We start from the raw sequence: 23,931 nt of genomic DNA, 5'->3' as shown, positions 1-23,931 counted from the left end.
GGTGTGGGGCCGCAGGCGGCTGGAGGCAACTGCCCTGGCAAGGGGTGATACTTTAATCCATCCGGGGGGGTGGCGACCAATGGCGGTAGGGAAATTTATCCTTGCCCGGGGCCAGCAGGTCCGGAAATGTCCTGCATATGACTGGCCATTGACTGATGTTCCGCTGCGGCGTGTTGGCGCCTGCTTGTGTTTTTGCGCAAGCAGGAGGCACGAGGATGGACTTGAACAGCGGCAGCACAGCACGTATTACGCCGGTCACCCTGCGTTTTGGCGTGTTCTTTGATGGGACCGGCAACAACCTGAGCAATGTGATGCCGGCGGATGCTCCGGGGGGCAAGGGTGCCAGTTATGGCAACGCCTTGAGCAATGTGGCCCTGTTGCATGCGCTGTATCCGGCGCAGGGGGGCACGGCTGATGAGACCATGGTGTTTCTGAAACGCTATGTCGAGGGCGTGGGCACCCTGGCGGGGGAGGCGGATAATGCCTATGCCTCGGCCACCGGGAGTGGGCGTCTGGGGGCCGAGGCGAGGGTCGCCGAGGCCTTGGCGGGGATTGCCGGGCAATTGCAGGACTGGCGCCAGGCGCATCCGCAGGCAAGGGTCGAGCGGGTCGAGTTCGACCTGTTCGGTTTCAGTCGCGGCGCGGCGGCGGTGCGGCATCTGGCCAACCTCCTGCACGATGGCGGCGACGAGCGCTTGGCTGTGCCCTGCGAAATCGGGATCAACTTCATCGGCCTGTTCGACACGGTGGCGGCGATCATCGCGCCACTGCAGGGAGACCTTGACCCCGCCGATGACCGCAATGGTGGCTTGCGTCTGGGCCTGGGCGCGGACATTGCCCGGCAAGTGGTGCAGTTGGTGGCGGGGGACGAACAGCGGCACAACTTCCCGCTGGTGCGCAGCGACCATGACATCGTGTTGCCGGGCGTGCACTCGAACATTGGTGGTGGTTACCCGGATACCACGCAGGAGCAGGTGCTGCTGTGCAAACCGCAGTCTCAGCGGGTGCCGCTGGATATGCGCGCCGAGCACACTCGTGTGCATGCCTCAGTCAGTGCGTTGCTGGCGTCGTCATTTGGCGAAATGGGCGCGCCCAGGCCACGGGTGCTGGCCTGGGAGGTTCCGATTGCCGGTGGCCGGTCGAGTGAGGCGCAAAAGCAGGTGTACGCGGCGGTGTACCGCGAACGGGAAGTGGCGGGGCAGCTTTCCCGGGTGTACCTGAGCATCATGCGCGAGCTGGCGGTGCGGGCGGGGGTGCCGTTTGCGCCATTGGGCGGGCAGGCTGAGCATCGGCTGCCGGATGAGCTGCTGGGCATCAGCCGCAAGTTGCATGGGTTTGCCTTGGGTGAATACGAACAGCCTGGGTTGACCGAGGATGAACAGCAATTGTTGCGCGACAGGTACGTGCATGCGTCGGCGAACTGGAATGCGTTGAAGGGGTTGCACAACAGTGTGCTGGACGTGCTGTTCGTCAATCGGCCGGCGGCAGGAGGGCGGGTGGCGCACGCGAACCCGGCAGCTTGATCAGCCTGTACCGGCCTGATCGCCGGCAAGCCGGCTCCCACAGGGATAGCGTGTGGGTTGCGATCATTGCGGTCGAGGTGGAGCAACGGTCTTGTTCAAAATCTCGAAGCGTGCGCAATCCTTGTGGGAGATTGCCCAGCCCTTTGGGCTGCGCTGTCGCACAGGGAACAATGTTCGAGAGTGTGTCACCTTCCCTTGTGGGAGCGGGCGTGCCCGCGAAGCAGACGACGCAGTGTATGGCACCGGCTTTGCCGGTGTTCGCGGCGGTTCGACGCCTCGACACGCCCGCTCCCACAGGGATTTGCGCCGGTCCCAGGCCTTGAAGGCAGTGCGATCGAGGTGGCAGCCGGCTTGCCGGCGATAGGGCTGCAACGCAGCCCCAGGGTTCATGCAGGGTGTCGACGTTTCCTGGCCGAATACGCTTCCTGTGCCAGGGTCAGCAGCACCGTCAGCAGCATGAACACGATCGACGCCACGAACACCCCGTTGGGCAGTTGCTGGTCGAGCATCCAGCCAAAGGCCACCGGCCCAAGTGCGCCGCCGATGCTGAAGCCGGTCGAGACCAGCCCGAAGGCTTTGCCCTCGGCCCCGCGTGGCGCCGCCGCCTTGACCAGCATGTCCCGCGACGGGGCGATGACCCCGGTCAGCAAGCCAATGGCGCCCAGCACCACTACCAACCCCCAGCCCCGCAGCAGCCCCAGGGCCACCAGCGCCGCCAACGCCGCGGCCAGGGCAAAGGCCAATGCCGCCACCAGGCCATGACGACGGGTCCGGTCAGCCAAGGCTCCACCGCATAGCACACCCACGGCACTGCTGAGCAGAAACGCCGTGAGCGCCGTGTTGGCCCAGGCCAGGTTCAGACCTTGGCCCTGGACGAGCGCGGCCACGGAGAACTTTTCGATGGCACTGGTGCTCAGGTTGAGCAACATGAACAGCACAGTCAGCACCCCGAGCATGGGCGTGAACAGTCGCACACGAGCTGCTGGGGGGCTAGCGCTACCTGTGATTCCAGGCCTGGCGACCTGATAGACGCCACTGCCTGGCACCGATATCAACAGCCAGGCGGCAAGCCCCGCTGCGGCGCCTGCCGCCAGGGCTGCCTGCGCGCCCGACACGGCAGCAATGCCAAGAAACATTGCTGGCGTTACCGCCGAGCCGAGGAAGCCGGCAAAGGTATGGATCGAGAACGACCGCCCCAGGCGGCCTTGTTCGATGCCGTTGGCCAGCAGCGCATAGTCGGCCGGGTGGTACACGCCATTGGCCAGACCGGCCATGGCCATCGCCACCAACAGCAGCGTATAGCCGGGGCTGACAGCAACCAGCAGGAAGCTGAGGCTGCCCAGCAGCAAGCCTGCCTTGAGCACCTTGCGCGCACCGTAATGGTCGACGGCATAGCCCAGCGGCGCCTGCACCAGGGCGGAGACGATGTTGAACACGGCCAGGGCCACGCCGAGTTCGACGAACCCTACCCCCAGCAAGCCGGGGAGCACGGGTAGCAGCGCCGGGATCAGCATGATGTGCACATGGCTGACGAAATGCACGGCAGCAATTTGGGTTAGAAGCTTGGGGCCAGCTTTGGGCATGTCGATACCTGTTGCAGGGCGTGCGCACCTGGCGCACGGCAGGGTGTTGGAAAGCCCGCTTACCGGGGAGAGTGGCTGAAACCGGGGAGTCGGCCGTTCAGTACGGCATAGGCCAGCAAGCCTATGACCAGCCCCCAGAACGCGCCGCCTATGCCAAACAGGCTGATGTTGGCCGCCGCCGCCAGGAAAGTGATCAGTGCCGCTTCGCGCGAACGGGCATCGACCATTGCGCTGGCCAGGCTGGTGCCGATGGTGCCCAGCAGGGCAAGGCCGGCCAAAGTGGTGATGAAGGTGGCCGGCAGGGCCATGAACACACTGGCCAGGGTGACGCCGAACACCCCCACGAGGATGTAGCAGACACCGGCAGCGATACCCGCGACCCAGCGTTTGTCCGGGTCTTCGTGGGCCTCCTTGCCAGTACAGATGGCGGCGGTGATGGCCGCGATGTTGAAAGCGTGCGACCCGAACGGTGCCATCAGCAACGAGCCCAGGCCAGTGACTGCCACGATCGGGTTGGCGCTGGTCTTGAAGCCATCGTTGCGCAGCACCAGCATGCCTGGCATGTACTGACCGGTAAGGGTGATCAGGAACAACGGCAGGGCCACGCTCAGGGCGGCGTTGAGGGAAAAGGTGGGCGCGGTGAACAACGGCGTGGCGAACTCCAGCCTGAGCGCTGTCAGGTCCACCTGGCCCTGGAGCAGCAGGTAGCCCAGGCCCAGCAGCAGAATGCCTACCACGGCATAGCGGGCGGTGAAGCGTTTGAATGTCACATAGGCCGCGATCAGTAGCCCGGCCAGCGCGGGGTCGACCGACAGGCCTCCGAATGCACCGATGCCGAACTGCAACAGGATACCCGCCAGCAGCCCGGCGGCAATCCCGCCGGGAATGACCCGCACCAGGCGTTCGAAGTAACCGGTCAGCCCCAGGATCACGAAGCCGGCGGCCGACAGCAGGTAGGCGCCGATGGCCTCGCTGTAGGGCACGCTGGCCAGCGCCGTGACCAGGAACGCAGCGGCCGGCGTGGACCAGGCGGTGATCACCGGCTCGCGGCTGTACCAGGACAGGGCCAGGCCACTGAAGCCAACGCCGATCGATACGGCCCAGACCCATGATGAAGTCAGCTCCGGGCTCAGCCCGGCCAGTTTGGCGGCCTGGAACACCAGGATGAAGGTGCCGCCGTAATTGACGATGACCGAAACGATCCCCGCCACCACGGGGTGAAGGATGTCTGTCAGCCGGAGCGGGGTTGGTGCGGTGTGTGCGGGCGTGTTCATCGGGGCCTCGGGCGTTCTGGCGCATAGGGGTTGGAAAGCCTGGTTTTTATAGCGTTAGAATGGCAGGTATAGCCCAGCCACTTTTCGATACATGGCCATACCAATGTTCAAGCATGCACAACTGGAGTCGGTGAAAGCCTGGATCGGCGACCCGGCGCGCGCGTCGCTGCCTTTGCACGTGCGGATCCAGCGGGCGATACGCCAGCTGATTCTCGAAGGGGCATTGCCCGTGGGTAAGGCCTTGCCCGCCTCGCGTGCACTGGCGACCTCGCTGGCTGTGTCGCGGGACACGGTCGAGGCCGCTTATGGCCAGTTGCACGCCGAAGGCTTCATCGAGCGCCGGGTGGGTAGTGGTAGCTTCGTCTCACCCCGTACGCAGCACCTGCCGGCGCGCGCCCGGGGCCGAAGGGTGAAAGCCCCGGTCGAGCCGCCAGCGCTCAGCCGCCGGGGCCAGGCGCTGTGCCAGGAGGGCGGGGTGCACAATTTCTTCGTCCCTCGGCCGTTTGCGCCGGGGGTGGCAGAAACGCGCAACTTCCCCTTGCAGACCTGGGAAAAGCTGCAGCGGCAGGTGTTCAGGGAACATGGCACCCAGGCGCTGCTGCACAGCGCCGCGCAAGGCACCGAGCCACTGCGGCGGGCGATTGCCGATTACGTCAATCTCGAGCGTGGCGCACAGGCCACGGCCGATCGCGTGCTGATCCTCACCAGTTCGCAGCAGGCGTTCAGCCTGTGTGCCCACGTACTGGCCGATGCGGGTGACCAGGTGGTTATCGAAGACCCGGCGTACCATGGCGCCAGGAAGGCGCTGGTTGCTGCTGGCCTGCATTGCATTGCCGTGGCCGTGGACCCCGACGGCATGCAGGTCGAGCAGATCCCACAGTTGGCCCCCCATGCCAGGGCTGTTTTCCTGACCCCGTCGCACCAGTTCCCTACTGGCGTGACCCTGTCCCTGGACCGGCGTCTGGCGGTGATCGAGTGGGCACGGCAACAACGCGCCTGGATCATCGAGGACGACTACGACAGCGAGTTTCACTATGCCGGCAAACCCACCGCGTGCGTGCAAGGCCTGGATGCCCACGACCGGACGGTTTATATCGGCACGTTCACCAAATCCCTGTTCGCCGGCTTGCGCATTGCCTACATGGTCTTGCCGCCGCAACTGGTCGGGCCGATGACCGCAGCGCGGACGTTGCAGGACGGGCATACGGCTTCGCTGGCACAACTGACCCTGGCCAGGTTCATCGAAGGTGGGCACTTCGGTGCCCATGTGCGCTTGATGCGGACAATCTATGCCGAGCGCCGCGATGCACTGGCGGCGCTGGTGCAGGCGCAGCTGTCCGATTTTCTTGTCGCGCGCGTGCCGGCGGGCGGCATGCAGATGCCCTGTGTTTTCACCAGGCCGATGCCTGAAGAACTCGTGGTCAAGGCGGCGCAGGCGGCAGGCATAGACCTGTTGGGGCTCAGTGCCCTGTATGCGTCGTCGAGGGGGGAGGCGGGAGTGTTGATGGGGTTTGCGGCGCATACCCCGGGCGAGCTGGCGATGGCCGTGGCGAAACTGGCGAAGGTATTGCGCCAGGTCGAGGCCAGCCAAGGGGGCGCAAAGCTGTTGCGGTGAGGCCCGGCAGCAGGACGCCGCCGGGGCCGTTGTCGCGGTCAGTTGGCCAGCTCTACCAGCAGGCTCTTCAGATAGTCGCAGCCTTGCGCATCCAGCGGCTGCAGGGGCAGGCGTGGCGCGCCGACATCCTGGCCGAGCATTTTCAAACCGGCCTTGATGGTGGTGGGCAGACCACGGCGGGTGATGTACTCCAGCAGTTCGTACTGGCGGTAGAACAGCGCGCGGGCTTCGGCCAGGTCGCCTTGCTGCACCGCGTCCCAAAGCGCCAGGTTCAGCGCCGGGATCAGGTTGGGTGCGGCGGTGCACCAGCCGGTGGCGCCGGCCACCAGGGCTTCCAGGGTGAGCGGGTTGCAACCGTTGTAGAAGGCCACCTGGCCATCGGTGGCCTTGAACAGGCGGTGCATGCGCTGGATGTCACCAGTGCTTTCCTTGACCATGGTCACATTCGGCACTTCGTTGAGGATGCGCAGGATCAGCTCCACCGACAGGTCGGTGCCGCTGGTGCCGGGGTTGTTGTAGAGCATGACCGGAATGTCGATGGCCGCACCCACCGCCTTGTAGTGGGCGACCACTTCGGCTTCGGTGAGCTTCCAGTAGGAGATGGGCAGCACCATCACCGCGGTGGCGCCGCATGCCTGTGCCAGGCGGGCGCGCTGCACGGTACGTGCGGTGGTCAGGTCGGAGACGCTGACCACGCTGGGCACGCGGCCGGCAATGCGCGCCTGGCTGAAGCGCACCACCGTTTCCCATTCACTGTCGGACAGGTAGGCGCCTTCGCCTGTGCTGCCCAGCGGTGCGATGGCGTGTACGCCGTCGGCGATCAGGCGGTCGATGGACGCGCCCAAGGCATCCAGGTCGAGCGTGCCGCCTGGCGTGAAGGGAGTGATGGTGTAGCCGATAACGCCGCGAATTACAGGTGTAGACATAACCAGGCACCTCTGCCGTTGTTAAGGAAAGGGTACAGCTTCGATCAGCCCAGGCAGTCGCCATGGGCACGCAAGGCACGGCGTGCGTAGTAGCTGAACGCGGCGCCATGACGTTTGGGGGTGGAGATCCAGTCGTGGGCTTCCTTGCCCAGGGCATCCGGGATGGGGCGGATGTCACCGGCGCCCATGGCCAGCAGCTGCATCTTCGCTGCGCGCTCGAACAGCAGGGCGAGCACGCAGGCTTCCTCGATCGAGCGGCCGGCGATCAGCAGGCCGTGGTGGGAAAGCAGGATCGCGCGCTTGTCGCCGATCGCCCTGGAAATGATTTCACCTTCTTCGTTGCCCACCGGAACGCCGGGCCATTCCTTGAGGAATGCGCAGTCGTCGAACAGCGGGCACAGGTCCATGTGCGAGATGGCCAGTGGCACTTCCAGCATCGACAGGGCGGCGCTGTGCAGCGGGTGGGTGTGGATGATGCAGTTGACGTCGGGGCGTGCGCGGTACAGCCAGCTGTGGAAGCGGTTGGCCGGGTTGGCCATGCCGCGGCCTTGCAACACGTTGAGGTCTTCGTCGACCACCAGCAGGTTGGAAGCGGCGATCTCGTCGAAGCCCAGACCGAGTTGTTGCGTGTAGTAGGTGCCAGGCTGCTCGGCGCGGGCGGTGATCTGCCCGGCCAGGCCGGAGTCGTGGCCACCGTCGAACAGGATGCGGCAGGTGAGGGCGAGTTTTTGTCGAGGGGTGTAGGTGTTGTCGGCCAGCGCCGTCAGCATCTGCTGCTGGGCGAGTTTGACCAGTTGGTCCTTGGGGGTCTGCATGGTGGTCGTCATGGGCGGTACCTGCATGGGGAGGGGCGATGGATTGCTGATCGGCGAGGAACGCCGTCAGGACACAAATGCGATATTAATGACACAAAGTGTCATATGCAAGCGATGTGTCATCATCAGCGCCAGTCATCTGAGACTGCGCGGGGGAAGGTATGGCGGGGTTGTCAGAGGTGGTGCAGGGCAACGATTGGCAGGCCAGCCCTGGTCAGAGGGCTGGCACGTGCCCTTCAAGGCGCGCCGAACAGCATCGTCCAGTAAACGCCGTTATCGCTACGCGAGTTCTCGGCAAAGGCCGCACCTACCTGGGTAAACACCGGGTTCATCAGGTTGGCGCAATGCCCGGGGCTGGCCAGCCAGCCTGCCATCGCCTTGCTCGGTGACCCCTGGCCTGCGGCAATGTTCTCGCCGATCTGTCGCCCACGGTAGCCGGCATCCCATGCCCGATCCGCGGGTAGATCACCGTCGAGGTCGCGGTGCGCGAAGAAATTGTCGTTGGCCATCGCCCGGCTGTGGCGCTGCGCCGCCGTTCCCAGGGCGGTGTTCCAGGTCAACGGGCGTGCAGCGGCAAAGCGCTTGCGACCACACAGGCGCGGCTTCGCCCGTGCAGCGTTCACCTGTGCCAGCAGCGCGTTGCTTGCCGATCGCCTATCGCCAAGCTGGGCATCGAGCAGGGGCCGAGCCAGCAGCACCCGCCATTCGTTGCGTGAGCGACTCACACCGATATCGGCATATTGGCTATCGAGCAGGGCTGCGCAGTAGTCGCTGCGGAGCATGTCAAAGGCCTCCTCGGCATCTTGCGCGCCGACCAGGCGGATGGCCCGCACCTTCACCGCCTGATAACCCGCAGCCTTCAATCCTTCTCGCAAACCCCCGTCGTAGCCGACCGGCAATGCCAGTTTCGGTTTCAGCACCAGCGGCGTCGAGCCCCGGACAATGCGCCGCTCGCAGCGTTGTGGCTGGGTGCGATAGTCGTTGATGGCTGCCACCAGTTGCCTTTCCCCGCTGGCATGGGCGGGGTTGGCGAACAGGTGGAAAAAAGGGATGAAGCAGAGCGAGACAAAGGGGGAGCGACGGACTGCTTGGCGCATGGGGTGAATGGCTCTGTTGGATAACGACGGCAAGGCCGATTTGAGGGCTCGGCTAAGACTGTGCGGCTCAATACAGGTTCACGTGTACGCGGTACAATTTTTCGCGGGTACTCAACTTGAATGCTGCAACAAGGTAAACCGCAATGACACAAGCTACCGATCAGGCTTTTTACGACCGCGCGGATGCGCATATCGAACTGGCGAACCAGCAGATCGAGAAAATGGAAGACCTGGGCAAGGTCAGTGCCTCACTGACCTTCGGCGCCTCGCGCTTCAATGCCTGGATGAGTGCCCGCAGTTTCAAGACCAGTGCCGAACTGGCTGCCGCGCGGGAGGAGCTGTTGAAGTATTTCTGCGAGCAATACCGGATGATGCTCGAGGACAACCTGGACGAGCACATCGAGCATTTTGACCGGTATGTGCTGGGCAAAAGCGACTGAACCATGGGGGCGCGATCTCATGGAACTGCACAAGGCTCATTGAATTAGCAGGGACCCTGTGGGAGCCGACCGCTTGCGAATTCAGTCTTCTACCCGCCAGCGCAGCCTTATCGGGCCTTCTTTTCCAGAATCCGCGCCCCGGTACCTTCCTTGCCCAGCACATCCTCGGGGTTGCGCAGCGGGCATTCTTCCAGCGACAGGCAGCCGCAACCAATGCAGTTGTCCAGGCTGTCGCGCAACGCTTCCAGGGTGCGAATGCGGGCGTTCAGGTCTTCGCGCCAGGCGGTCGACATCTCGCCCCATTGCGCTGCCGTGAGTTTGCTGTTGGGCGCGTAGCGGCTGAAGGCCTGCCTGATTTCCTCAAGCGGAATACCCGTGCGTTGCGCCACCTTGATGATGGCCAGCGTACGCAACACCAGCGAAGGATAACGGCGCTGGTTACCCGCCGTACGGATGCTGGCGATAAGCCCCTTGGTCTCGTAGAAGTGCAGTGCAGACACCGCCACGCCGCTGCGTTTGGCCACTTCACCTACCGTTAGCATCCGTGTGTTGTCCGCTGTCATGCCTGCTGACCTCAAGTTAAGTTGAGCTCTTATAGTCCCGCCCGATCTTCTTCGCAACCGCTTTCCCCCGGAGCACGCCCGGCGCTCCCACCGCGACCGCATTGACCTCAAACCATGCGCGAACGCTGCGGGAGCTGGCTTGCCGGCGATGGGCCGCATAGCGGCCCCGATTGCCCGATCAGGGCGGCGACCGATCGCGGCGTATCTGGGTAACCAGGGTAAAGCGGTCATCCGGGTGCACCGTCTCGGAAACCGCCATCAGGTCGCCGTTTTCCTCGCGGTAATGGCGAATGATCTTCAGCCCCGGTGAGCCTGCCTCGGCCTTCAGCACCCGGGCCATTTCCGCGGTCAGCAACACTGCCCGCACCTGCTGGTCGACCACTGCGATCGCCCGGCCATAGTGCTGCTCGATCAGCCCTGCAATCAGCTGGTCGGGGTGCTCGCGGGCCAAATCTATGACCGCGGCATAGTCGCGCTGCGCGTACACATCGGTCCAGCACAGCGGCGCCGCGTTGTGGACACGGTCGACGCGGACGCTCGACACGCAGAAGTAATGCTCGCCCGGTACCAGCCCCAGCCGCGCCGCCTCGCTCAGGTCGGCGACGAAGTGGCGCACGTCCTGGATTTCCCGTTGCTGGGTTTCCGCCAGGTGTGCCAGGTCCGCCACGCTGGCCAGTGACTGCGAGTAGCCACCGCGCGGGCTGCTGGCCTCCACCCGGGTGCCCACGCGCTTGCGCCGCGATACCAGCCCTTGGTTGAGCAACTGGTTGATCGCCGTGCGCACCGTGTGCCGGCTTACATCGTAAAGGTCGCACAGCTCGAACTCGGTCGGCAGCAGGCTGCCCACCGGGTAGCGGCCGCTGGCGATGCCCTCCATCAAGTCCTTTGCCACGGTGGTATAGCGCGTCGGGTTCATGCCGTTGGTCTGTCTCGCGAATTTGTAGCAGCGCCAGGGGCGCAAAGCGGCACCGGAAATCAGGCCTGGGCGGGCAGGCTCATATGCAACAACGGGAACGGCCGGCCTTCGCCGTCCAGCGCTGAGCGGCCGGTCTGGATGAAACCGTAGTGCCGATAGAACCCCACTGCCTGCGGGTTTTGCTCGTTGACATCGACGCTCATCGTGCTGCGCGACTGACGGCCGAAATCCAGCAGCGCGCGGCCTATGCCCTGGCCGTGGCGTTCGGGGTCGACGAAGAGCATCTCCACGTGGTTTTCATTGAAGCCGATGAACCCCAGCGGGCGGTCATCGGTGTCTACCGCAACCCAGAGTTCGACGGCCGGGAGGTAGACGTCGCGCAATTGCGGCAGCAGCGCCTCGATGTCGGACGCTTGCAGAAAGTGATGGGTGGCGCGCACGGCGCGCAGCCAGATGTCGAGCAGCTGCGGGTGGTCTGCAGCGATGCTTTGGCGAATGATCATGGAGTCATGCCTGGGCGGTGTATGGCCTGGGGAGTGCGGGATGAAGGAAAAGGGTACCCGGATTGTGTGGGGCGGGGCAATGGACGGTGGGGCAGGACATCAGTTGATGTGTCGGCCGGGCCGGCCCTTTCGCGGGTAAACCCGCTCCCACAAGCACGGCACTGCCCTCGAGCCCGGCGCCGTACCTGTGGGAGCGGGTTTACCCGCGATCTCAGAAGCCCGCCTCCAGACCCAGCAGGTCCTGCACCGTCTGCCTGCGGCGAATCATCCGCAGCGCCCCATCCTCGATCAGGAACTCCGGCAGCAAAGGCCGGCTGTTGTAGTTCGACGACATCGACGCGCCATAGGCCCCGGCGTCGTGGATCACCAGCAGGTCACCCACCTGCGCCAGGGGCAGGTCATGCGGGGTCAGTTCCTGGTCATCCTGGGTAAATACATCGCCCGACTCGCACAGCGGCCCGGCCACCACGGTCGGCTGCCGTGGGCGCTCCACCGGCTGGCCGTTGGCGTCGAGCAGGGTCATGCGGTGGTAGGCCCCGTACATCGCCGGGCGCATCAGGTCGTTGAAGCCGGCATCGATCATGACGAAGGTATTGCGGCCCACCTGCTTCACGGCGCGCACCTCGGCCACCAGGTAACCCGATTCCGCCACCAGGAAGCGCCCTGGCTCGATCTCCATGCGCACGGGGTGGCCCAGCATCGCTTCGATTTCCTTGCGTGCCACGGCCCAGGTCCGGGCGTAGCGTTGCAGGTCGACCGGCTTGTCGCTGCTGCGGTACGGGGTGGAAAGCCCGCCACCAATGGAGAACGCCTCGATGTCCACGCCCAGGCGGCCGATCAGCTCGATCATCGAGCGGGCCACTTGCTCCAGGTGCTGGTAATCCACCCCGGAGCCAATGTGCATGTGCACGCCCACCAGGTGCAGGCCATGGTTTTTAACGCAGGCCAGCGCTTCGCCCAGCTCTTCGTGCCAGATGCCGTGCTTGCTGTTCTCGCCGCCGGTGTTGGTCTTGCGGCTGTGGCCGTGGCCGAAGCCGGGGTTGATGCGGATCCACACGCGGTGGCCGGGAGAGCGTTCACCCAGTTGGCGCAGCATGTCGATGGAACCGGCGTTGACTTCGATCTTCGAGGCCACCACCCGCTCCAGGGTCGGCCGGTCGAGCGCATCGCAGGTCAGTACCACGCCGGCAGGGTCGCCATCCACGCTTGCACCCGCGGCAAAAGCCCGTTCCATTTCGCCCAGCGACACCGCATCCAGCACCAGACCGTGGGCGCGCATCAGGCGCAGCACATGCAGGTTGGGGTTGGCCTTCTGGGCGAAGCGCACGGTGTCGAACACCTTCAGCTGTTCGACCCGTTCGGCGATGGTGCCGGCGTCGTAGGCCCACAGCGGCGAGCCGTGCTGGCGAACTGCGTCGGCCAGAAGAGTGAAGGGTGCAGTCATGGTGGCGTTACTCATATAAGGAAGGCCACGAGGATGAGCCAAAGCAGGAATTCAGAAAAATAGCTATTTTTCTGTCGGTCATTCATATCTGATATGACCATTGCCGACTTACCGGGTTTTGCCATGAAACTGTCCGTCCGCCATATTGAAGTGTTCCGCGCCATCATGGCCGCTGGCAGTGTCACTGGTGCGGCGCGCCTGCTGTTCACCTCGCAGCCCACTGTCAGCCGCGAACTGGCGCGGCTGGAGCAGGTAACCGGGCTGAACCTGTTCGAGCGCGAGGGTGGGCGCCTGGTGGCGACCGCCCAGGCGTTGCTGCTGATCGAGGAGGTTGAGCGGGCCTACGTAGGGCTGGAGCGCATCGACCGCTTTGCCCAGGCCATCCGCAATTTCGAACAGGGTCGGCTGGCCATAACCTGCCTGCCGCTGTTTTCCCAGACCTTGCTACCCAAGGCTTGCCAGCGCTTTCACCAGCAGCACCGGGGCGTGAGCGTGAGTATCCTGGCGCAGGAGTCGCCTTTGCTGGAGGAATCACTGGTGGCCCAGCAGCATGACCTGGGCCTGACCGAGGTCGAGCAGATACCGCGTGGCGCCTACGGCGAATTGCTGTTCAGCGCCAACATGGTGTGCGTGCTGCCCGAGGGGCATCCGCTGCAGGCCCGGGCCGAGCTGGAGTTGAGCGATTTTCACGAGGTCGACTTCATCAACCTGGCCAGCCTCGACACCTACCGGCAGCGCCTGGACCAGCACTTCCGTGCGGCGGGGGTGAACCGCCGCACGGTCATCGAGACCACCAGTGCTGCCTCGGTGTGCGCCATGGTCCGGCAGGGCCTGGGGGTGGCGATCATCAACCCGCTGAGTGGGCTGGAGGCGGCGCAGGGCGGGTTGCCGATTCGGCGGTTGCGGGTGTCGGTGCCGTACCAGGTGATGCTGATAAGGCCGGACCATCGGCCGGCTTCGGCAGCGGTGGAGCCGTTTTGCCAGGCGTTGCGGGTGCAGGCCCGGGAGATGCAGCAAGCGCTGGCATGATCGTTGTGGGGGGGAACTGCCTTGCACAAAACCTGAAAGCTGGCGCGATCACTGTGGGAGCGGGCAGCGCCGGTATTCAGTTCGTTACAGCTCGCAGACGAAGGTACCAGTCCCGGCCAGGATGTTCTCCAGGGTTTCCTTCACTTCATCCATGTCACTCAACTCGCTGGTCAGGTTGATCTCCAGCACCTCATCGCCCTTCAGTGCATCGCGGTCGCCGGCCGCCACTTCGATCAGCAGGCGCTTGGCGCTCAGGGTCACTTTCAACCCGTCCAGTGTCGACGGCTCGTCATCCAGGGTCAGGTCGACGGTGTCTTCGTCCGGGTAGCGGGTCAGCAGGAACATCTGACCCTTGTCGCTGTGGCAGCACAGGGTCGCCATGTTGTCTTCCTCGTCATCGCAAGGGGTGGCGAACAGCAGGGCAGTATTGATTTGCATGGACAAGGCTCGGATCAACGGAAACGGAAGGGAATTCTGACAGTCTTGCCGGCAGGCATAAACGTAAAGTTACCGCCCCTTGACCGAAATTGTCGCAGCGCTGCAAGCCTTGTGACCGATCAGTCGTTAAGCTTCGGCGAGCCCTGGGCGTGCCTGCGCACGTTCAACGCCTGGTTTTACCGTCCGCCTTGCCACGGGTTGGCTATCGTTGATCCGTACACGGCGCACGCAGCGACGCTTCAACTATTACAAAGCCCAAGCGGAGTACCACAGATGGCGTTCTTCACCGCAGCCAGCAAAGCCGACTTCCAGCACCAACTGCAAGCGGCCCTGGCGCAGCACATCAGCGAACAGTCCCTGCCACAAGTCGCGCTGTTCGCCGAGCAGTTCTTCGGCATCATCTCTCTGGACGAACTCACCCAACGCAGGCTTTCCGACCTGGCCGGCTGCACCCTGTCAGCCTGGCGCATCATCGAGCGTTTCGACCCCGAATACCCGCAAGTGCGGGTGTACAACCCCGATTACGAACGCAATGGCTGGCAATCGACCCACACCGTGGTCGAAGTGCTGCACCACGACCTGCCGTTCCTGGTCGACTCGGTGCGTACCGAGCTCAACCGCCGCGGCTACAGCATCCACACCCTGCAGACCACCGTGCTCAGCGTACGCCGCGGCACCAAGGGCGAGCTGCTGGAACTGCTGCCCAAGGGCACCCAGGGCGAGGGCGTACGCCATGAGTCGCTGATGTACCTGGAGATCGATCGTTGCGCCAACGCCGCCGAGCTGACGGTACTGGCCCGCGAGATCGAGCAGGTGCTGGCCGAGGTGCGGGTGGTGGTTGCCGACTTCGAACCGATGAAGGCCAAGCTGCGTGAAGTGGTGGCGGAGGTGGAGCAGACCGCCTTTGGCCCGGCGCAACACGAAAAGGGCGAGGTCAAGGCGTTTCTCGAGTGGCTGCTGGACAACCACTTCACCTTCCTGGGCTATGAAGAATTCACCGTCAAGGGCGACGCCGACGGCGGCCAGATGGTCTACGACGAGCAGTCGTTCCTCGGCCTGCCGCGCCGCCTGCGCGTGGGCCTGACCAGCGACGAGCTGCGCATCGAAGACTACGCCGTGGCCTACCTCAACGAGCCGCTGCTGCTGTCGTTCGCCAAGGCCGCGCTGCCCAGCCGCGTACACCGCCCGGCGTACCCGGACTACGTGTCGATCCGCCAGCTGGATGCCGACGGCAAGGTGATCAAGGAGCATCGCTTCATGGGCCTGTACACCTCGTCGGTGTACGGCGAAAGCGTGCATGCCATCCCTTATATCCGTGAGAAGGTCACCGAAGTCGAGCGCCGCTCAGGCTTCGATCCCAAGGCCCACCTGGGCAAGGAACTGGCCCAGGTGCTGGAAGTGCTGCCGCGCGACGACCTGTTCCAGACCCCGGTCGACGAGCTGTTCAGCACGGTCATGTCGATCGTGCAGATCCAGGAGCGCAACAAGATCCGCGTGTTCCTGCGCAAGGACCCGTACGGCCGCTTCTGCTACTGCCTGGCCTATGTACCGCGGGAAATCTACTCCACCGAAGTGCGGCAGAAGATCCAGCAGGTGCTGATGGAGCGCCTGAAGGCCAGCGACTGCGAGTTCTGGACCTTCTTCTCCGAATCGGTGCTGGCCCGTGTGCAGCTGATTCTGCGGGTAGACCCGAAAAACCGCATCGACATCGACCCGCAGCAACTGGAACGCGAAGTGATCCAGGCCTGCCGCTCGTGGAATGACGACTACTCGGCGCTGGTGATCGAGAACTTCGGCGAAGCCCAGGGCACCAACATCCTCGCCGACTTCCCCAAAGGTTTCCCGGCCGGTTACCGCGAGCGCTTCGCCGCGCACTCGGCGGTGGTCGACCTGCAGCACGTGCTGAACCTGTCGGAAAGCAAGCCGCTGGCGATGAGCTTCTACCAGCCGCTGACCCAGGCCGGCGAGCGCATCCTGCACTGCAAGCTGTACCACGCCGACACTCCGCTGGCGCTGTCCGACGTGCTGCCGATCCTGGAAAACCTTGGCCTGCGCGTGCTCGGCGAGTTCCCGTACCGCCTGCGTCATGCCAGTGGCCGCGGCTACTGGATCCACGACTTCGCCTTCACCTACAGCGAAGGCCTGAGCCTGGACATCCAGCAGCTCAATGACATCCTGCAGGACGCCTTCATCCACATCGTCCGTGGCGATGCCGAGAACGACGCCTTCAACCGCCTGGTGCTGACCGCCGGCCTGCCATGGCGCGACGTGGCACTGCTGCGTGCCTACGCCCGGTACCTGAAGCAGATCCGCCTGGGCTTCGACCTGGGCTACATCGCCAGCACCCTGAACAACCACACCGACATCGCCCGCGAGCTGACCCGGTTGTTCAAGACCCGCTTCTACCTGGCGCGCAAGCTCACCCAGGACGACCTGGATGACAAGCAACTGCGTCTGGAGCAAGCCATCCTGACCGCGCTGGATGACGTGCAGGTGCTGAACGAAGACCGCATCCTGCGCCGCTACCTGGACCTGATCAAGGCCACCCTGCGCACCAACTTCTACCAGCCGGACGCCAACGGCCACAACAAGTCGTACTTCAGCTTCAAGTTCAACCCCAAGCTGATCCCCGAACTGCCTAAACCAGTGCCCAAGTTCGAGATATTCGTCTACTCGCCACGGGTCGAGGGCGTGCACCTGCGCTTTGGCAACGTCGCCCGTGGTGGCCTGCGCTGGTCCGACCGTGAGGAAGACTTCCGCACCGAGGTGCTGGGCCTGGTAAAAGCCCAGCAGGTGAAGAACTCGGTAATCGTGCCGGTCGGCGCCAAGGGCGGCTTCCTGCCGCGCCGCCTGCCGCTGGGCGGCAGCCGTGACGAGATCGCCGCCGAAGGCGTGGCGTGCTACCGCATCTTCATTTCCGGCCTGCTGGACATCACCGACAACCTCAAGGACGGTGGCGTGGTGCCGCCGGCCAACGTGGTGCGGCATGACGATGACGACCCGTACCTGGTGGTGGCGGCCGACAAAGGCACCGCGACGTTCTCCGACATCGCCAACGGCATCGCCATCGACTACGGCTTCTGGCTGGGCGACGCCTTCGCCTCGGGTGGCTCGGCCGGTTACGACCACAAGAAGATGGGCATTACCGCACGCGGCGCCTGGGTGGGCGTGCAGCGCCACTTCCGCGAGCGCGGCATCAACGTGCAGGAAGACCCGATCACCGTCATTGGCGTCGGCGACATGGCCGGCGACGTGTTCGGCAACGGCCTGCTGATGTCCGACAAGCTGCAACTGGTGGCCGCGTTCAACCACCTGCACATCTTCATCGACCCGAACCCGGAGCCTGCCTCCAGCTTTGCCGAGCGCAAGCGCCTGTTCGACCTGCCGCGTTCGGCCTGGAGCGACTACGACACCAGCATCATGTCCGAAGGCGGCGGTATCTTCCCGCGCAGTGCCAAGAGCATCGCCATCAGCCCGCAGATGAAAGAGCGCTTCGCCATTGATGCCGATCGCCTGACCCCGACCGAGCTGCTCAACGCGCTGCTCAAGGCACCGGTAGACCTGCTGTGGAACGGTGGCATCGGTACCTACGTCAAGGCCAGCACCGAGAGCCACGCCGATGTTGGCGACAAGGCCAACGACGCGCTGCGTGTCAATGGCAACGAACTGCGCTGCAAGGTGGTGGGCGAGGGCGGCAACCTGGGCATGACCCAGCTCGGCCGGGTCGAGTTCGGCCTGCACGGCGGCGCCACCAACACCGACTTCATCGACAACGCCGGCGGCGTGGACTGCTCCGACCACGAGGTCAACATCAAGATCCTGCTCAACGAAGTGGTGCAGGGTGGCGACATGACCGAGAAGCAGCGCAACCAGCTGCTGGGCAGCATGACCGACGAAGTGGCCGGCCTGGTGCTGGGCAACAACTACAAGCAGACCCAGGCGCTGTCGCTGGCTGCCCGCCGCGCCCGCGAGCGGATTGCCGAGTACAAGCGCCTGATGGCCGACCTGGAAGCCCGTGGCAAGCTGGACCGCGCCATCGAGTTCCTGCCATCCGAAGAGCAGCTGGCCGAACGCCTGGCCGCCGGCCAGGGCCTGACCCGCGCCGAGCTGTCGGTGCTGATCTCGTACAGCAAGATCGACCTCAAGGAACAGCTGCTCAAGTCGCTGGTGCCGGACGACGACTACCTGACCCGCGACATGGAAACCGCCTTCCCGCCGTCGCTGGTCAGCAAGTTCGCCGAGTCCATGCGCCGCCACCGCCTGAAACGCGAAATCGTCAGCACCCAGATCGCCAACGACCTGGTCAACAACATGGGCATCACCTTCGTCCAGCGCCTGAAAGAGTCGACCGGCATGAGCCCGGCCAACGTGGCCGGGGCCTATGTGATCGTGCGCGACATCTTCCACCTGCCGCACTGGTTCCGCCAGATCGAGGCACTGGACTACCAGGTACCGGCGGAGATCCAGCTGACCCTGATGGACGAGCTGATGCGCCTGGGCCGCCGTGCCACCCGCTGGTTCCTGCGCAGCCGCCGCAACGAGCAGGACGCCGGGCGTGACACCGCGCACTTCGGGCCGAAGATCGCGCAACTGGGGCTCAAGCTCGACGAGTTGCTCGAAGGCCCGACCCGCGAGCGCTGGATGGTGCGCTACCAGGGCTTCGTCGAGGCTGGTGTACCGGAGTTGCTGGCGCGCATGGTGGCCGGCACTACCCACCTGTACACCCTGTTGCCGATCATCGAGGCTTCGGACGTTACCGGCCATGACCCGGCACAGGTGGCCAAGGCGTTCTTCGCCGTGGGCAGCGCGCTGGACCTGACCTGGTACCTGCAGGAAATCAGCAACCTGCCGGTGGAAAACAACTGGCAGGCACTGGCCCGCGAGGCGTTCCGCGACGACATCGACCTGCAGCAGCGGGCGATCACCATCTCGGTACTGCAGATGGCCGATGCACCGGAAGACATGGACGCCCGTGTGGCGCTGTGGGCCGAGCAGCACCGGGTGATGGTGGAGCGCTGGCGCGCCATGCTGGACGACCTGCGCAATGCCACCGGCACCGACTATGCGATGTACGCGGTGGCCAACCGCGAGCTGGTCGACCTGGCCATGAGCGGGCAGGCAACGGTGGTGCCGTCCTGAGCCCAAGGTGAGTAAAACAAAGCCCCGGCAGCGATGCCGGGGCTTTTTTTGTATTCCTGTGCTGGCCCTTTCGCGGGTAAACCCGCTCCCACAGGGGTATCACAAGGCTTGAGTGTAGTGAGGTCCCTGTGGGAGCGGGCGTGCCCGCGAAGAGGCCGGTACAGGCTTACTTGAACCTGCGCTCCACCCCTTTCTCCACCAGGATCTTCGCCGAAATCTCTTCCACCGAAAAATGCGTGGAATTGATGTTGGGAATGTTCTCCCGGCGGAACAGGCTTTCCACCTCGCGCACTTCGAACTCGCACTGGGCAAAGCTGGAATAGCGGCTGTTGGGCTTGCGTTCGTGGCGGATGGCGGTGAGGCGGTCAGGGTCGATGGTCAGGCCGAACAGCTTGTTGTGGTGCTTTTTCAGCACCGCCGGCAGCTGCAGGCGCTCCATGTCGTCTTCGGTCAGCGGGTAGTTGGCGGCGCGGATGCCGAATTGCATGGCCATGTACAGGCAGGTGGGGGTCTTGCCGCAGCGCGATACACCGACCAGGATCAGGTCGGCCTTGTCGTAATAGTGGGTGCGCGCGCCATCGTCGTTGTCGAGGGCGAAATTCACCGCCTCGATGCGTTCCATGTAGTTGGAATTGCCGCCAATGGAGTGCGACTTGCCGACCGAATACGACGAATGGGCGGTCAATTCCTGTTCCAGCGGGGACAAAAACGAAGAAAAGATGTCGATCATGAAGCCATTCGAAGTAGCCAGGATCTCACGGATGTCCTGATTGACGATGGTGTCGAAGATGATCGGGCGTACACCATCACGCTCGGCCGCAGCGTTGATTTGCTGGACCATGGTCCGCGCCTTTTCCGGCGAATCGATGTAGGGACGGGTGAATTTACTGAATGGAATGCTCTCGAATTGAGCGAGCAGACTCTGGCCCAGGGTTTCGGCGGTGATGCCGGTGCCGTCGGAGATGAAGAACGCGGTTCGTTTCATTTGCGATCTGGGCCTTAAGCTGATGACGTTTCTTGGATATGATAAGTTCGGTTTGCCGAATGCGGCTGTCGGCATTCTCACTTATTTTCCAGGTACAGGCCACAAGCGTCCGGCCAAGTCAACGAAGGCAGGCGGGCGCCCTTGAGCTTTTCCAATACAGTCAGTGGAGAGATCACCTTGGTAGAGTACGTAGTTTCCCTCGAAAAGCTCGGCGTCCATGATGTGGAGCATGTGGGGGGCAAGAACGCATCCCTGGGCGAGATGATCAGCAACCTCGCAGGTGCTGGTGTATCGGTGCCGGGCGGCTTTGCCACTACGGCGCAGGCGTACCGCGATTTTCTCGAACAGAGTGGTCTCAACGACCGTATCCATGCCGCACTCGACGCACTCGACGTGGATGATATCAACGCCCTGACCAAGACCGGCGCGCAGATTCGCCAGTGGGTCATGGAAGCCGACTTCCCGGCACGTCTGGATTCGGAAATCCGTACGGCCTTCGCCGAAATGGCTGCCGGCAACGACAACATGGCGGTTGCCGTGCGTTCCTCGGCCACCGCCGAAGACCTGCCGGACGCCTCGTTCGCCGGCCAGCAGGAAACCTTCCTCAACATCCGTGGCGTCGACAACGTGATCCGCGCGGCCAAGGAAGTGTTTGCCTCGCTGTTCAACGACCGTGCCATCGCCTACCGCGTGCACCAGGGCTTCGACCACAAGCTGGTGGCCCTGTCCGCCGGCGTGCAGCGCATGGTCCGTTCCGAAACCGGCACTGCCGGTGTCATGTTCACCCTCGACACCGAGTCGGGCTTCCGCGACGTGGTGTTCATCACCGGCGCCTACGGCCTGGGCGAAACCGTGGTGCAGGGTGCGGTCAACCCTGACGAATTCTACGTGCACAAGAACACCCTGCAGGCCGGCCGCCCGGCCATCCTGCGCCGCAACCTGGGCAGCAAGGCGATCAAGATGGTCTACGGCGAAGAAGCCAAGGCCGGCCGTTCGGTCAAGACCGTCGAAGTGGACCGCGCCGAGCGCGCGCGCTTCTGCCTGACCGATGCCGAGGTCAGCGAGCTGGCCAAGCAGGCCATGATCATCGAGCAGCACTACCAACGCCCGATGGACATCGAATGGGCCAAGGACGGTGATGACGGCAAGCTGTACATCGTCCAGGCGCGCCCTGAGACGGTGAAGAGCCGCTCCAGCGCCAACGTCATGGAACGCTATCTGCTGAAAGAGAAGGGCACCGTACTGGTCGAAGGCCGTGCCATTGGCCAGCGCATCGGTGCCGGCAAGGTCCGCGTGATCAACGACGTATCGGAAATGGACAAGGTCCAGCCTGGCGACGTGCTGGTCTCCGACATGACCGACCCGGACTGGGAACCGGTGATGAAGCGCGCCAGCGCCATCGTCACCAACCGTGGCGGGCGTACCTGCCACGCGGCGATCATCGCCCGTGAGCTGGGTATTCCGGCCGTGGTCGGCTGCGGCAACGCCACCCAGGTGCTGAAAGATGGCCAGGGTGTGACCGTGTCCTGTGCCGAAGGCGACACCGGCTTCATCTTCGAGGGCGAGCTGGGCTTCGACGTCAAGCAGAACTCGGTCGATGCCATGCCCGACCTGCCGTTCAAGATCATGATGAACGTCGGCAACCCGGACCGCGCCTTCGATTTCGCCCAGCTGCCCAACGCCGGTGTCGGCCTGGCGCGCCTGGAGTTCATCATCAACCGCATGATCGGCGTGCACCCCAAGGCACTGTTGAACTACGCCGGCCTGCCAGCCGACCTGAAAGACAGCGTCGACAAGCGTATTGCCGGCTACAACGACCCGGTCGGCTTCTATGTCGAGAAGCTGGTCGAGGGCATCAGCACCCTGGCAGCGGCCTTCTACCCGAAAAAGGTCATCGTGCGCCTGTCGGACTTCAAGTCCAACGAGTACGCCAACCTGATCGGCGGCAAGCTGTACGAGCCGGAAGAAGAAAACCCGATGCTGGGCTTCCGTGGCGCTTCGCGTTACATCAGCGAATCGTTCCGTGACTGCTTCGAGCTCGAGTGCCGTGCCCTGAAGCGCGTGCGCAACGAGATGGGCCTGACCAACGTCGAGATCATGGTGCCGTTCGTGCGTACCCTGGGCGAAGCCAGCCAGGTCGTAGACCTGCTCGCCGAAAACGGCCTGGCTCGTGGCGACAACGGCCTGCGCGTGATCATGATGTGCGAGCTGCCGTCCAACGCCATCCTCGCCGAAGAGTTCCTGGAATACTTCGACGGCTTCTCGATCGGCTCCAACGACCTGACCCAGCTGACCCTGGGCCTGGACCGTGACTCGGGCATCATCGCCCACCTGTTCGACGAGCGTAACCCGGCGGTGAAGAAGCTGCTGGCCAACGCCATTGCCGCGTGCAACAAGGCTGGCAAGTACATCGGTATCTGCGGCCAGGGCCCGTCGGACCACCCGGACCTGGCCAAGTGGCTGATGGAGCAGGGCATCGACAGCGTGTCGCTGAACCCGGACTCGGTACTTGAAACCTGGTTCTACCTGGCTGAAGGCCAAGGCGCGGTCTGATGCAGTAAAACGCGGGGGTGCGTCTGGCGCACCCCCGCCTGGTTTTTTCCAGGGCGAGCTCCAGCAATGGATCCCGCCCTTTTTTGTGCACCAAGCAACCTTATGCAAAGCAGCAGCACTCTATTCCCCGTGGCCCTGCTCAGTGCCGAACGCCGCGGCGACCTCAGCGAAGACGTGTACCGGATCAAGGCCGGCAACAGCCCTGACCCCAGCGTCGAGCTGGCTGTCACCCGTCTGGGGCTGGCCGATCAGGACCAGGTCCAGGGCGTGCCGGTCGTTCTCCTGCACGGCAGCTTCTCCAACCGCCGCTTCTGGTATTCGCCCAAAGGGGTTGGCCTGGGGGCCTATCTCGCCCGCGCCGGCTTCGATGTGTGGATCCCGGAAATGCGCGGCCATGGCCTGTCGCCGCGCAACCATGACTGGAAGCACAACAGCGTTGCTGCCTATGCCCGTGATGACCTGCCGCTGATTGCGGCTTTCGTGCGCGAGCAGTCGGGGCAGGCGCCGCACTGGGTCGGCCACTCCTTGGGGGGTACGACCTTGGTGGCAGCGCTGGGCGGTGGCTTTCTGGCTGCCGAGCAGGTGGCCAGCGTGGCGCTGTTCGGTACCCAGATCAGCCGCGTGTACTGGCCGTTGAAGGTACCGCCACTGACGTGGGGGGCGAAGCTGCTGCTCAAGCGCTGGGGGCAGATTTCCGGGCCGCGCTTCAAGCGTGGGCCGGAGGACGAGCCGATTGGCCTGGCGCTGGAGAGCATGCGCTGGCATGGCCTGTTCGGACGTTTTGGCGACAAGCAGAGCGACTGGTGGGCGGGGCTGGCCGAGGTGGATGTGCCGCTGCTGGCCGTGGCTGGCGCGGGGGATTTCCAGGACCCGGTGTGGGCCTGCCGCAAGCTGTTCGAGCAGTTGGGCGGCGAGCGCAAGCAATTTCTGCGGCTGGGGCGCGAGGAAGGGTTCGAGGCTTTCGGGCATGTCGACATGCTGGTGAGCAAGGCCGCGCAGGTGCAGGTGTGGCCGTTGGTGGAGCGTTGGCTGCGGGATCCGCTGGTGCCGGTGCATGCGTCCACGGTGATGGTGGAGCCTGTGCCCGC

Annotated in this window: 18 protein-coding genes; 7 read left to right on the top strand and 11 right to left on the bottom strand. The window is 64.2% G+C overall.

The window, feature by feature from the left end:
- The first annotated feature begins 215 nt into the window (after window positions 1-215).
- Window positions 216-1,523 carry a DUF2235 domain-containing protein gene (locus tag J5M71_RS09765; protein ID WP_207831786.1) on the top strand — a complete coding sequence of 436 codons (1,308 nt, stop codon included), beginning with the start codon at window positions 216-218 and terminating at the stop codon, window positions 1,521-1,523.
- Window positions 1,524-1,909: 386 nt separating this feature from the next.
- On the opposite strand, the gene J5M71_RS09760 is transcribed toward J5M71_RS09765, so the two are convergent.
- Together J5M71_RS09760 and J5M71_RS09755 are read right to left on the bottom strand one after the other, a co-directional pair.
- Window positions 1,910-3,106, bottom strand: a complete 1,197-nt coding sequence (locus tag J5M71_RS09760) for an MFS transporter (RefSeq protein WP_207831784.1) — start codon at window positions 3,104-3,106, stop codon at window positions 1,910-1,912.
- A gap of 59 nt (window positions 3,107-3,165) precedes the next feature.
- Window positions 3,166-4,380 (bottom strand): benzoate/H(+) symporter BenE family transporter, encoded by a 1,215-nt coding sequence (locus tag J5M71_RS09755; RefSeq protein WP_207831782.1) that lies wholly within the window; start codon window positions 4,378-4,380, stop codon window positions 3,166-3,168.
- 103 nt (window positions 4,381-4,483) lie between these two features.
- Between J5M71_RS09755 and J5M71_RS09750 the strand changes: the two genes are divergently transcribed.
- Window positions 4,484-5,995, top strand: a complete 1,512-nt coding sequence (locus J5M71_RS09750) for a PLP-dependent aminotransferase family protein (RefSeq protein WP_207831780.1) — start codon at window positions 4,484-4,486, stop codon at window positions 5,993-5,995.
- Window positions 5,996-6,033: 38 nt separating this feature from the next.
- On the opposite strand, the gene J5M71_RS09745 is transcribed toward J5M71_RS09750, so the two are convergent.
- The 3 genes from J5M71_RS09745 to J5M71_RS09735 form a co-directional block, all read right to left on the bottom strand.
- On the bottom strand, window positions 6,034-6,921 hold the full coding sequence (locus J5M71_RS09745) for a dihydrodipicolinate synthase family protein (RefSeq protein WP_207831778.1): 888 nt from the start codon (window positions 6,919-6,921) through the stop codon (window positions 6,034-6,036).
- A 44-nt stretch (window positions 6,922-6,965) separates the two neighbouring features.
- Window positions 6,966-7,748, bottom strand: coding sequence for an aldolase (locus J5M71_RS09740; RefSeq protein WP_207831776.1), 783 nt, complete (start codon window positions 7,746-7,748; stop codon window positions 6,966-6,968).
- A 224-nt stretch (window positions 7,749-7,972) separates the two neighbouring features.
- Window positions 7,973-8,833 (bottom strand): CAP domain-containing protein, encoded by an 861-nt coding sequence (locus J5M71_RS09735; RefSeq protein WP_207831774.1) that lies wholly within the window; start codon window positions 8,831-8,833, stop codon window positions 7,973-7,975.
- A gap of 143 nt (window positions 8,834-8,976) precedes the next feature.
- Here J5M71_RS09735 and J5M71_RS09730 point away from each other — a divergent pair, with 143 nt between their 5' ends.
- Window positions 8,977-9,273, top strand: a complete 297-nt coding sequence (locus tag J5M71_RS09730; protein ID WP_207831772.1) for a DUF3144 domain-containing protein — start codon at window positions 8,977-8,979, stop codon at window positions 9,271-9,273.
- Window positions 9,274-9,380: 107 nt separating this feature from the next.
- On the opposite strand, the gene soxR is transcribed toward J5M71_RS09730, so the two are convergent.
- From soxR to lysA, 4 genes are all read right to left on the bottom strand, one after another.
- The gene (gene soxR, locus J5M71_RS09725) at window positions 9,381-9,836 is read right to left on the bottom strand and encodes a redox-sensitive transcriptional activator SoxR (protein ID WP_207831770.1); all 456 of its coding nucleotides are present in this window, start codon (window positions 9,834-9,836) and stop codon (window positions 9,381-9,383) included.
- A 178-nt stretch (window positions 9,837-10,014) separates the two neighbouring features.
- Window positions 10,015-10,752 carry a GntR family transcriptional regulator gene (locus tag J5M71_RS09720; RefSeq protein WP_207831768.1) on the bottom strand — a complete coding sequence of 246 codons (738 nt, stop codon included), beginning with the start codon at window positions 10,750-10,752 and terminating at the stop codon, window positions 10,015-10,017.
- Window positions 10,753-10,811: 59 nt separating this feature from the next.
- Window positions 10,812-11,255 (bottom strand): acetyltransferase, encoded by a 444-nt coding sequence (locus tag J5M71_RS09715; RefSeq protein ID WP_063913847.1) that lies wholly within the window; start codon window positions 11,253-11,255, stop codon window positions 10,812-10,814.
- A 211-nt stretch (window positions 11,256-11,466) separates the two neighbouring features.
- The gene (lysA, locus tag J5M71_RS09710; protein WP_207831766.1) at window positions 11,467-12,699 is read right to left on the bottom strand and encodes a diaminopimelate decarboxylase; all 1,233 of its coding nucleotides are present in this window, start codon (window positions 12,697-12,699) and stop codon (window positions 11,467-11,469) included.
- 123 nt (window positions 12,700-12,822) lie between these two features.
- Here lysA and J5M71_RS09705 point away from each other — a divergent pair, with 123 nt between their 5' ends.
- Entirely contained in the window at window positions 12,823-13,728 is a 906-nt protein-coding gene (locus J5M71_RS09705; RefSeq protein WP_207831764.1) for a LysR family transcriptional regulator, read from the top strand.
- An 84-nt stretch (window positions 13,729-13,812) separates the two neighbouring features.
- On the opposite strand, the gene J5M71_RS09700 is transcribed toward J5M71_RS09705, so the two are convergent.
- Complete coding sequence (locus J5M71_RS09700; protein ID WP_013971664.1) at window positions 13,813-14,166, bottom strand: hypothetical protein; 354 nt, start codon at window positions 14,164-14,166, stop codon at window positions 13,813-13,815.
- Between the two features lie 273 nt (window positions 14,167-14,439).
- Between J5M71_RS09700 and J5M71_RS09695 the strand changes: the two genes are divergently transcribed.
- Window positions 14,440-19,305 carry an NAD-glutamate dehydrogenase gene (locus J5M71_RS09695; RefSeq protein WP_207831763.1) on the top strand — a complete coding sequence of 1,622 codons (4,866 nt, stop codon included), beginning with the start codon at window positions 14,440-14,442 and terminating at the stop codon, window positions 19,303-19,305.
- 166 nt (window positions 19,306-19,471) lie between these two features.
- Here J5M71_RS09695 and J5M71_RS09690 read toward each other — a convergent pair whose 3' ends face one another.
- A complete protein-coding gene (locus tag J5M71_RS09690; RefSeq protein ID WP_063913850.1) occupies window positions 19,472-20,290 on the bottom strand; it encodes a pyruvate, water dikinase regulatory protein in 819 nt (272 codons plus the stop codon).
- Between the two features lie 177 nt (window positions 20,291-20,467).
- Here J5M71_RS09690 and ppsA point away from each other — a divergent pair, with 177 nt between their 5' ends.
- On the top strand, window positions 20,468-22,843 hold the full coding sequence (ppsA, locus tag J5M71_RS09685) for a phosphoenolpyruvate synthase (protein WP_207831821.1): 2,376 nt from the start codon (window positions 20,468-20,470) through the stop codon (window positions 22,841-22,843).
- Between the two features lie 102 nt (window positions 22,844-22,945).
- A partial coding sequence (locus tag J5M71_RS09680) for an alpha/beta fold hydrolase (RefSeq protein WP_243434145.1) occupies window positions 22,946-23,931 on the top strand: 986 nt, incomplete at its 3' end.

The organism is Pseudomonas sp. 43(2021), from assembly GCF_017490805.1.
In the GTDB taxonomy this organism is placed as follows: domain Bacteria; phylum Pseudomonadota; class Gammaproteobacteria; order Pseudomonadales; family Pseudomonadaceae; genus Aquipseudomonas.
This window is presented reverse-complemented; position numbering and strand designations above follow the sequence as displayed.

Bases quoted from the DNA above. Each gene is read 5' to 3' on its own strand.
- J5M71_RS09720 (WP_207831768.1), bottom strand. From the start codon at position 10,752: ATGAACCCGACGCGCTATACCACCGTGGCAAAGGACTTGATGGAGGGC.
- lysA (WP_207831766.1), bottom strand. From the start codon at position 12,699: ATGACTGCACCCTTCACTCTTCTGGCCGACGCAGTTCGCCAGCACGGC.
- J5M71_RS09750 (WP_207831780.1), top strand. From the start codon at position 4,484: ATGTTCAAGCATGCACAACTGGAGTCGGTGAAAGCCTGGATCGGCGAC.
- J5M71_RS09760 (WP_207831784.1), bottom strand. From the start codon at position 3,106: ATGCCCAAAGCTGGCCCCAAGCTTCTAACCCAAATTGCTGCCGTGCAT.
- J5M71_RS09740 (WP_207831776.1), bottom strand. From the start codon at position 7,748: ATGACGACCACCATGCAGACCCCCAAGGACCAACTGGTCAAACTCGCC.
- J5M71_RS09700 (WP_013971664.1), bottom strand. From the start codon at position 14,166: ATGCAAATCAATACTGCCCTGCTGTTCGCCACCCCTTGCGATGACGAG.
- J5M71_RS09765 (WP_207831786.1), top strand. From the start codon at position 216: ATGGACTTGAACAGCGGCAGCACAGCACGTATTACGCCGGTCACCCTG.
- soxR (WP_207831770.1), bottom strand. From the start codon at position 9,836: ATGACAGCGGACAACACACGGATGCTAACGGTAGGTGAAGTGGCCAAA.
- J5M71_RS09715 (WP_063913847.1), bottom strand. From the start codon at position 11,255: ATGATCATTCGCCAAAGCATCGCTGCAGACCACCCGCAGCTGCTCGAC.
- J5M71_RS09745 (WP_207831778.1), bottom strand. From the start codon at position 6,921: ATGTCTACACCTGTAATTCGCGGCGTTATCGGCTACACCATCACTCCC.
- J5M71_RS09705 (WP_207831764.1), top strand. From the start codon at position 12,823: ATGAAACTGTCCGTCCGCCATATTGAAGTGTTCCGCGCCATCATGGCC.
- J5M71_RS09730 (WP_207831772.1), top strand. From the start codon at position 8,977: ATGACACAAGCTACCGATCAGGCTTTTTACGACCGCGCGGATGCGCAT.
- J5M71_RS09695 (WP_207831763.1), top strand. From the start codon at position 14,440: ATGGCGTTCTTCACCGCAGCCAGCAAAGCCGACTTCCAGCACCAACTG.
- J5M71_RS09755 (WP_207831782.1), bottom strand. From the start codon at position 4,380: ATGAACACGCCCGCACACACCGCACCAACCCCGCTCCGGCTGACAGAC.
- J5M71_RS09690 (WP_063913850.1), bottom strand. From the start codon at position 20,290: ATGAAACGAACCGCGTTCTTCATCTCCGACGGCACCGGCATCACCGCC.
- J5M71_RS09735 (WP_207831774.1), bottom strand. From the start codon at position 8,833: ATGCGCCAAGCAGTCCGTCGCTCCCCCTTTGTCTCGCTCTGCTTCATC.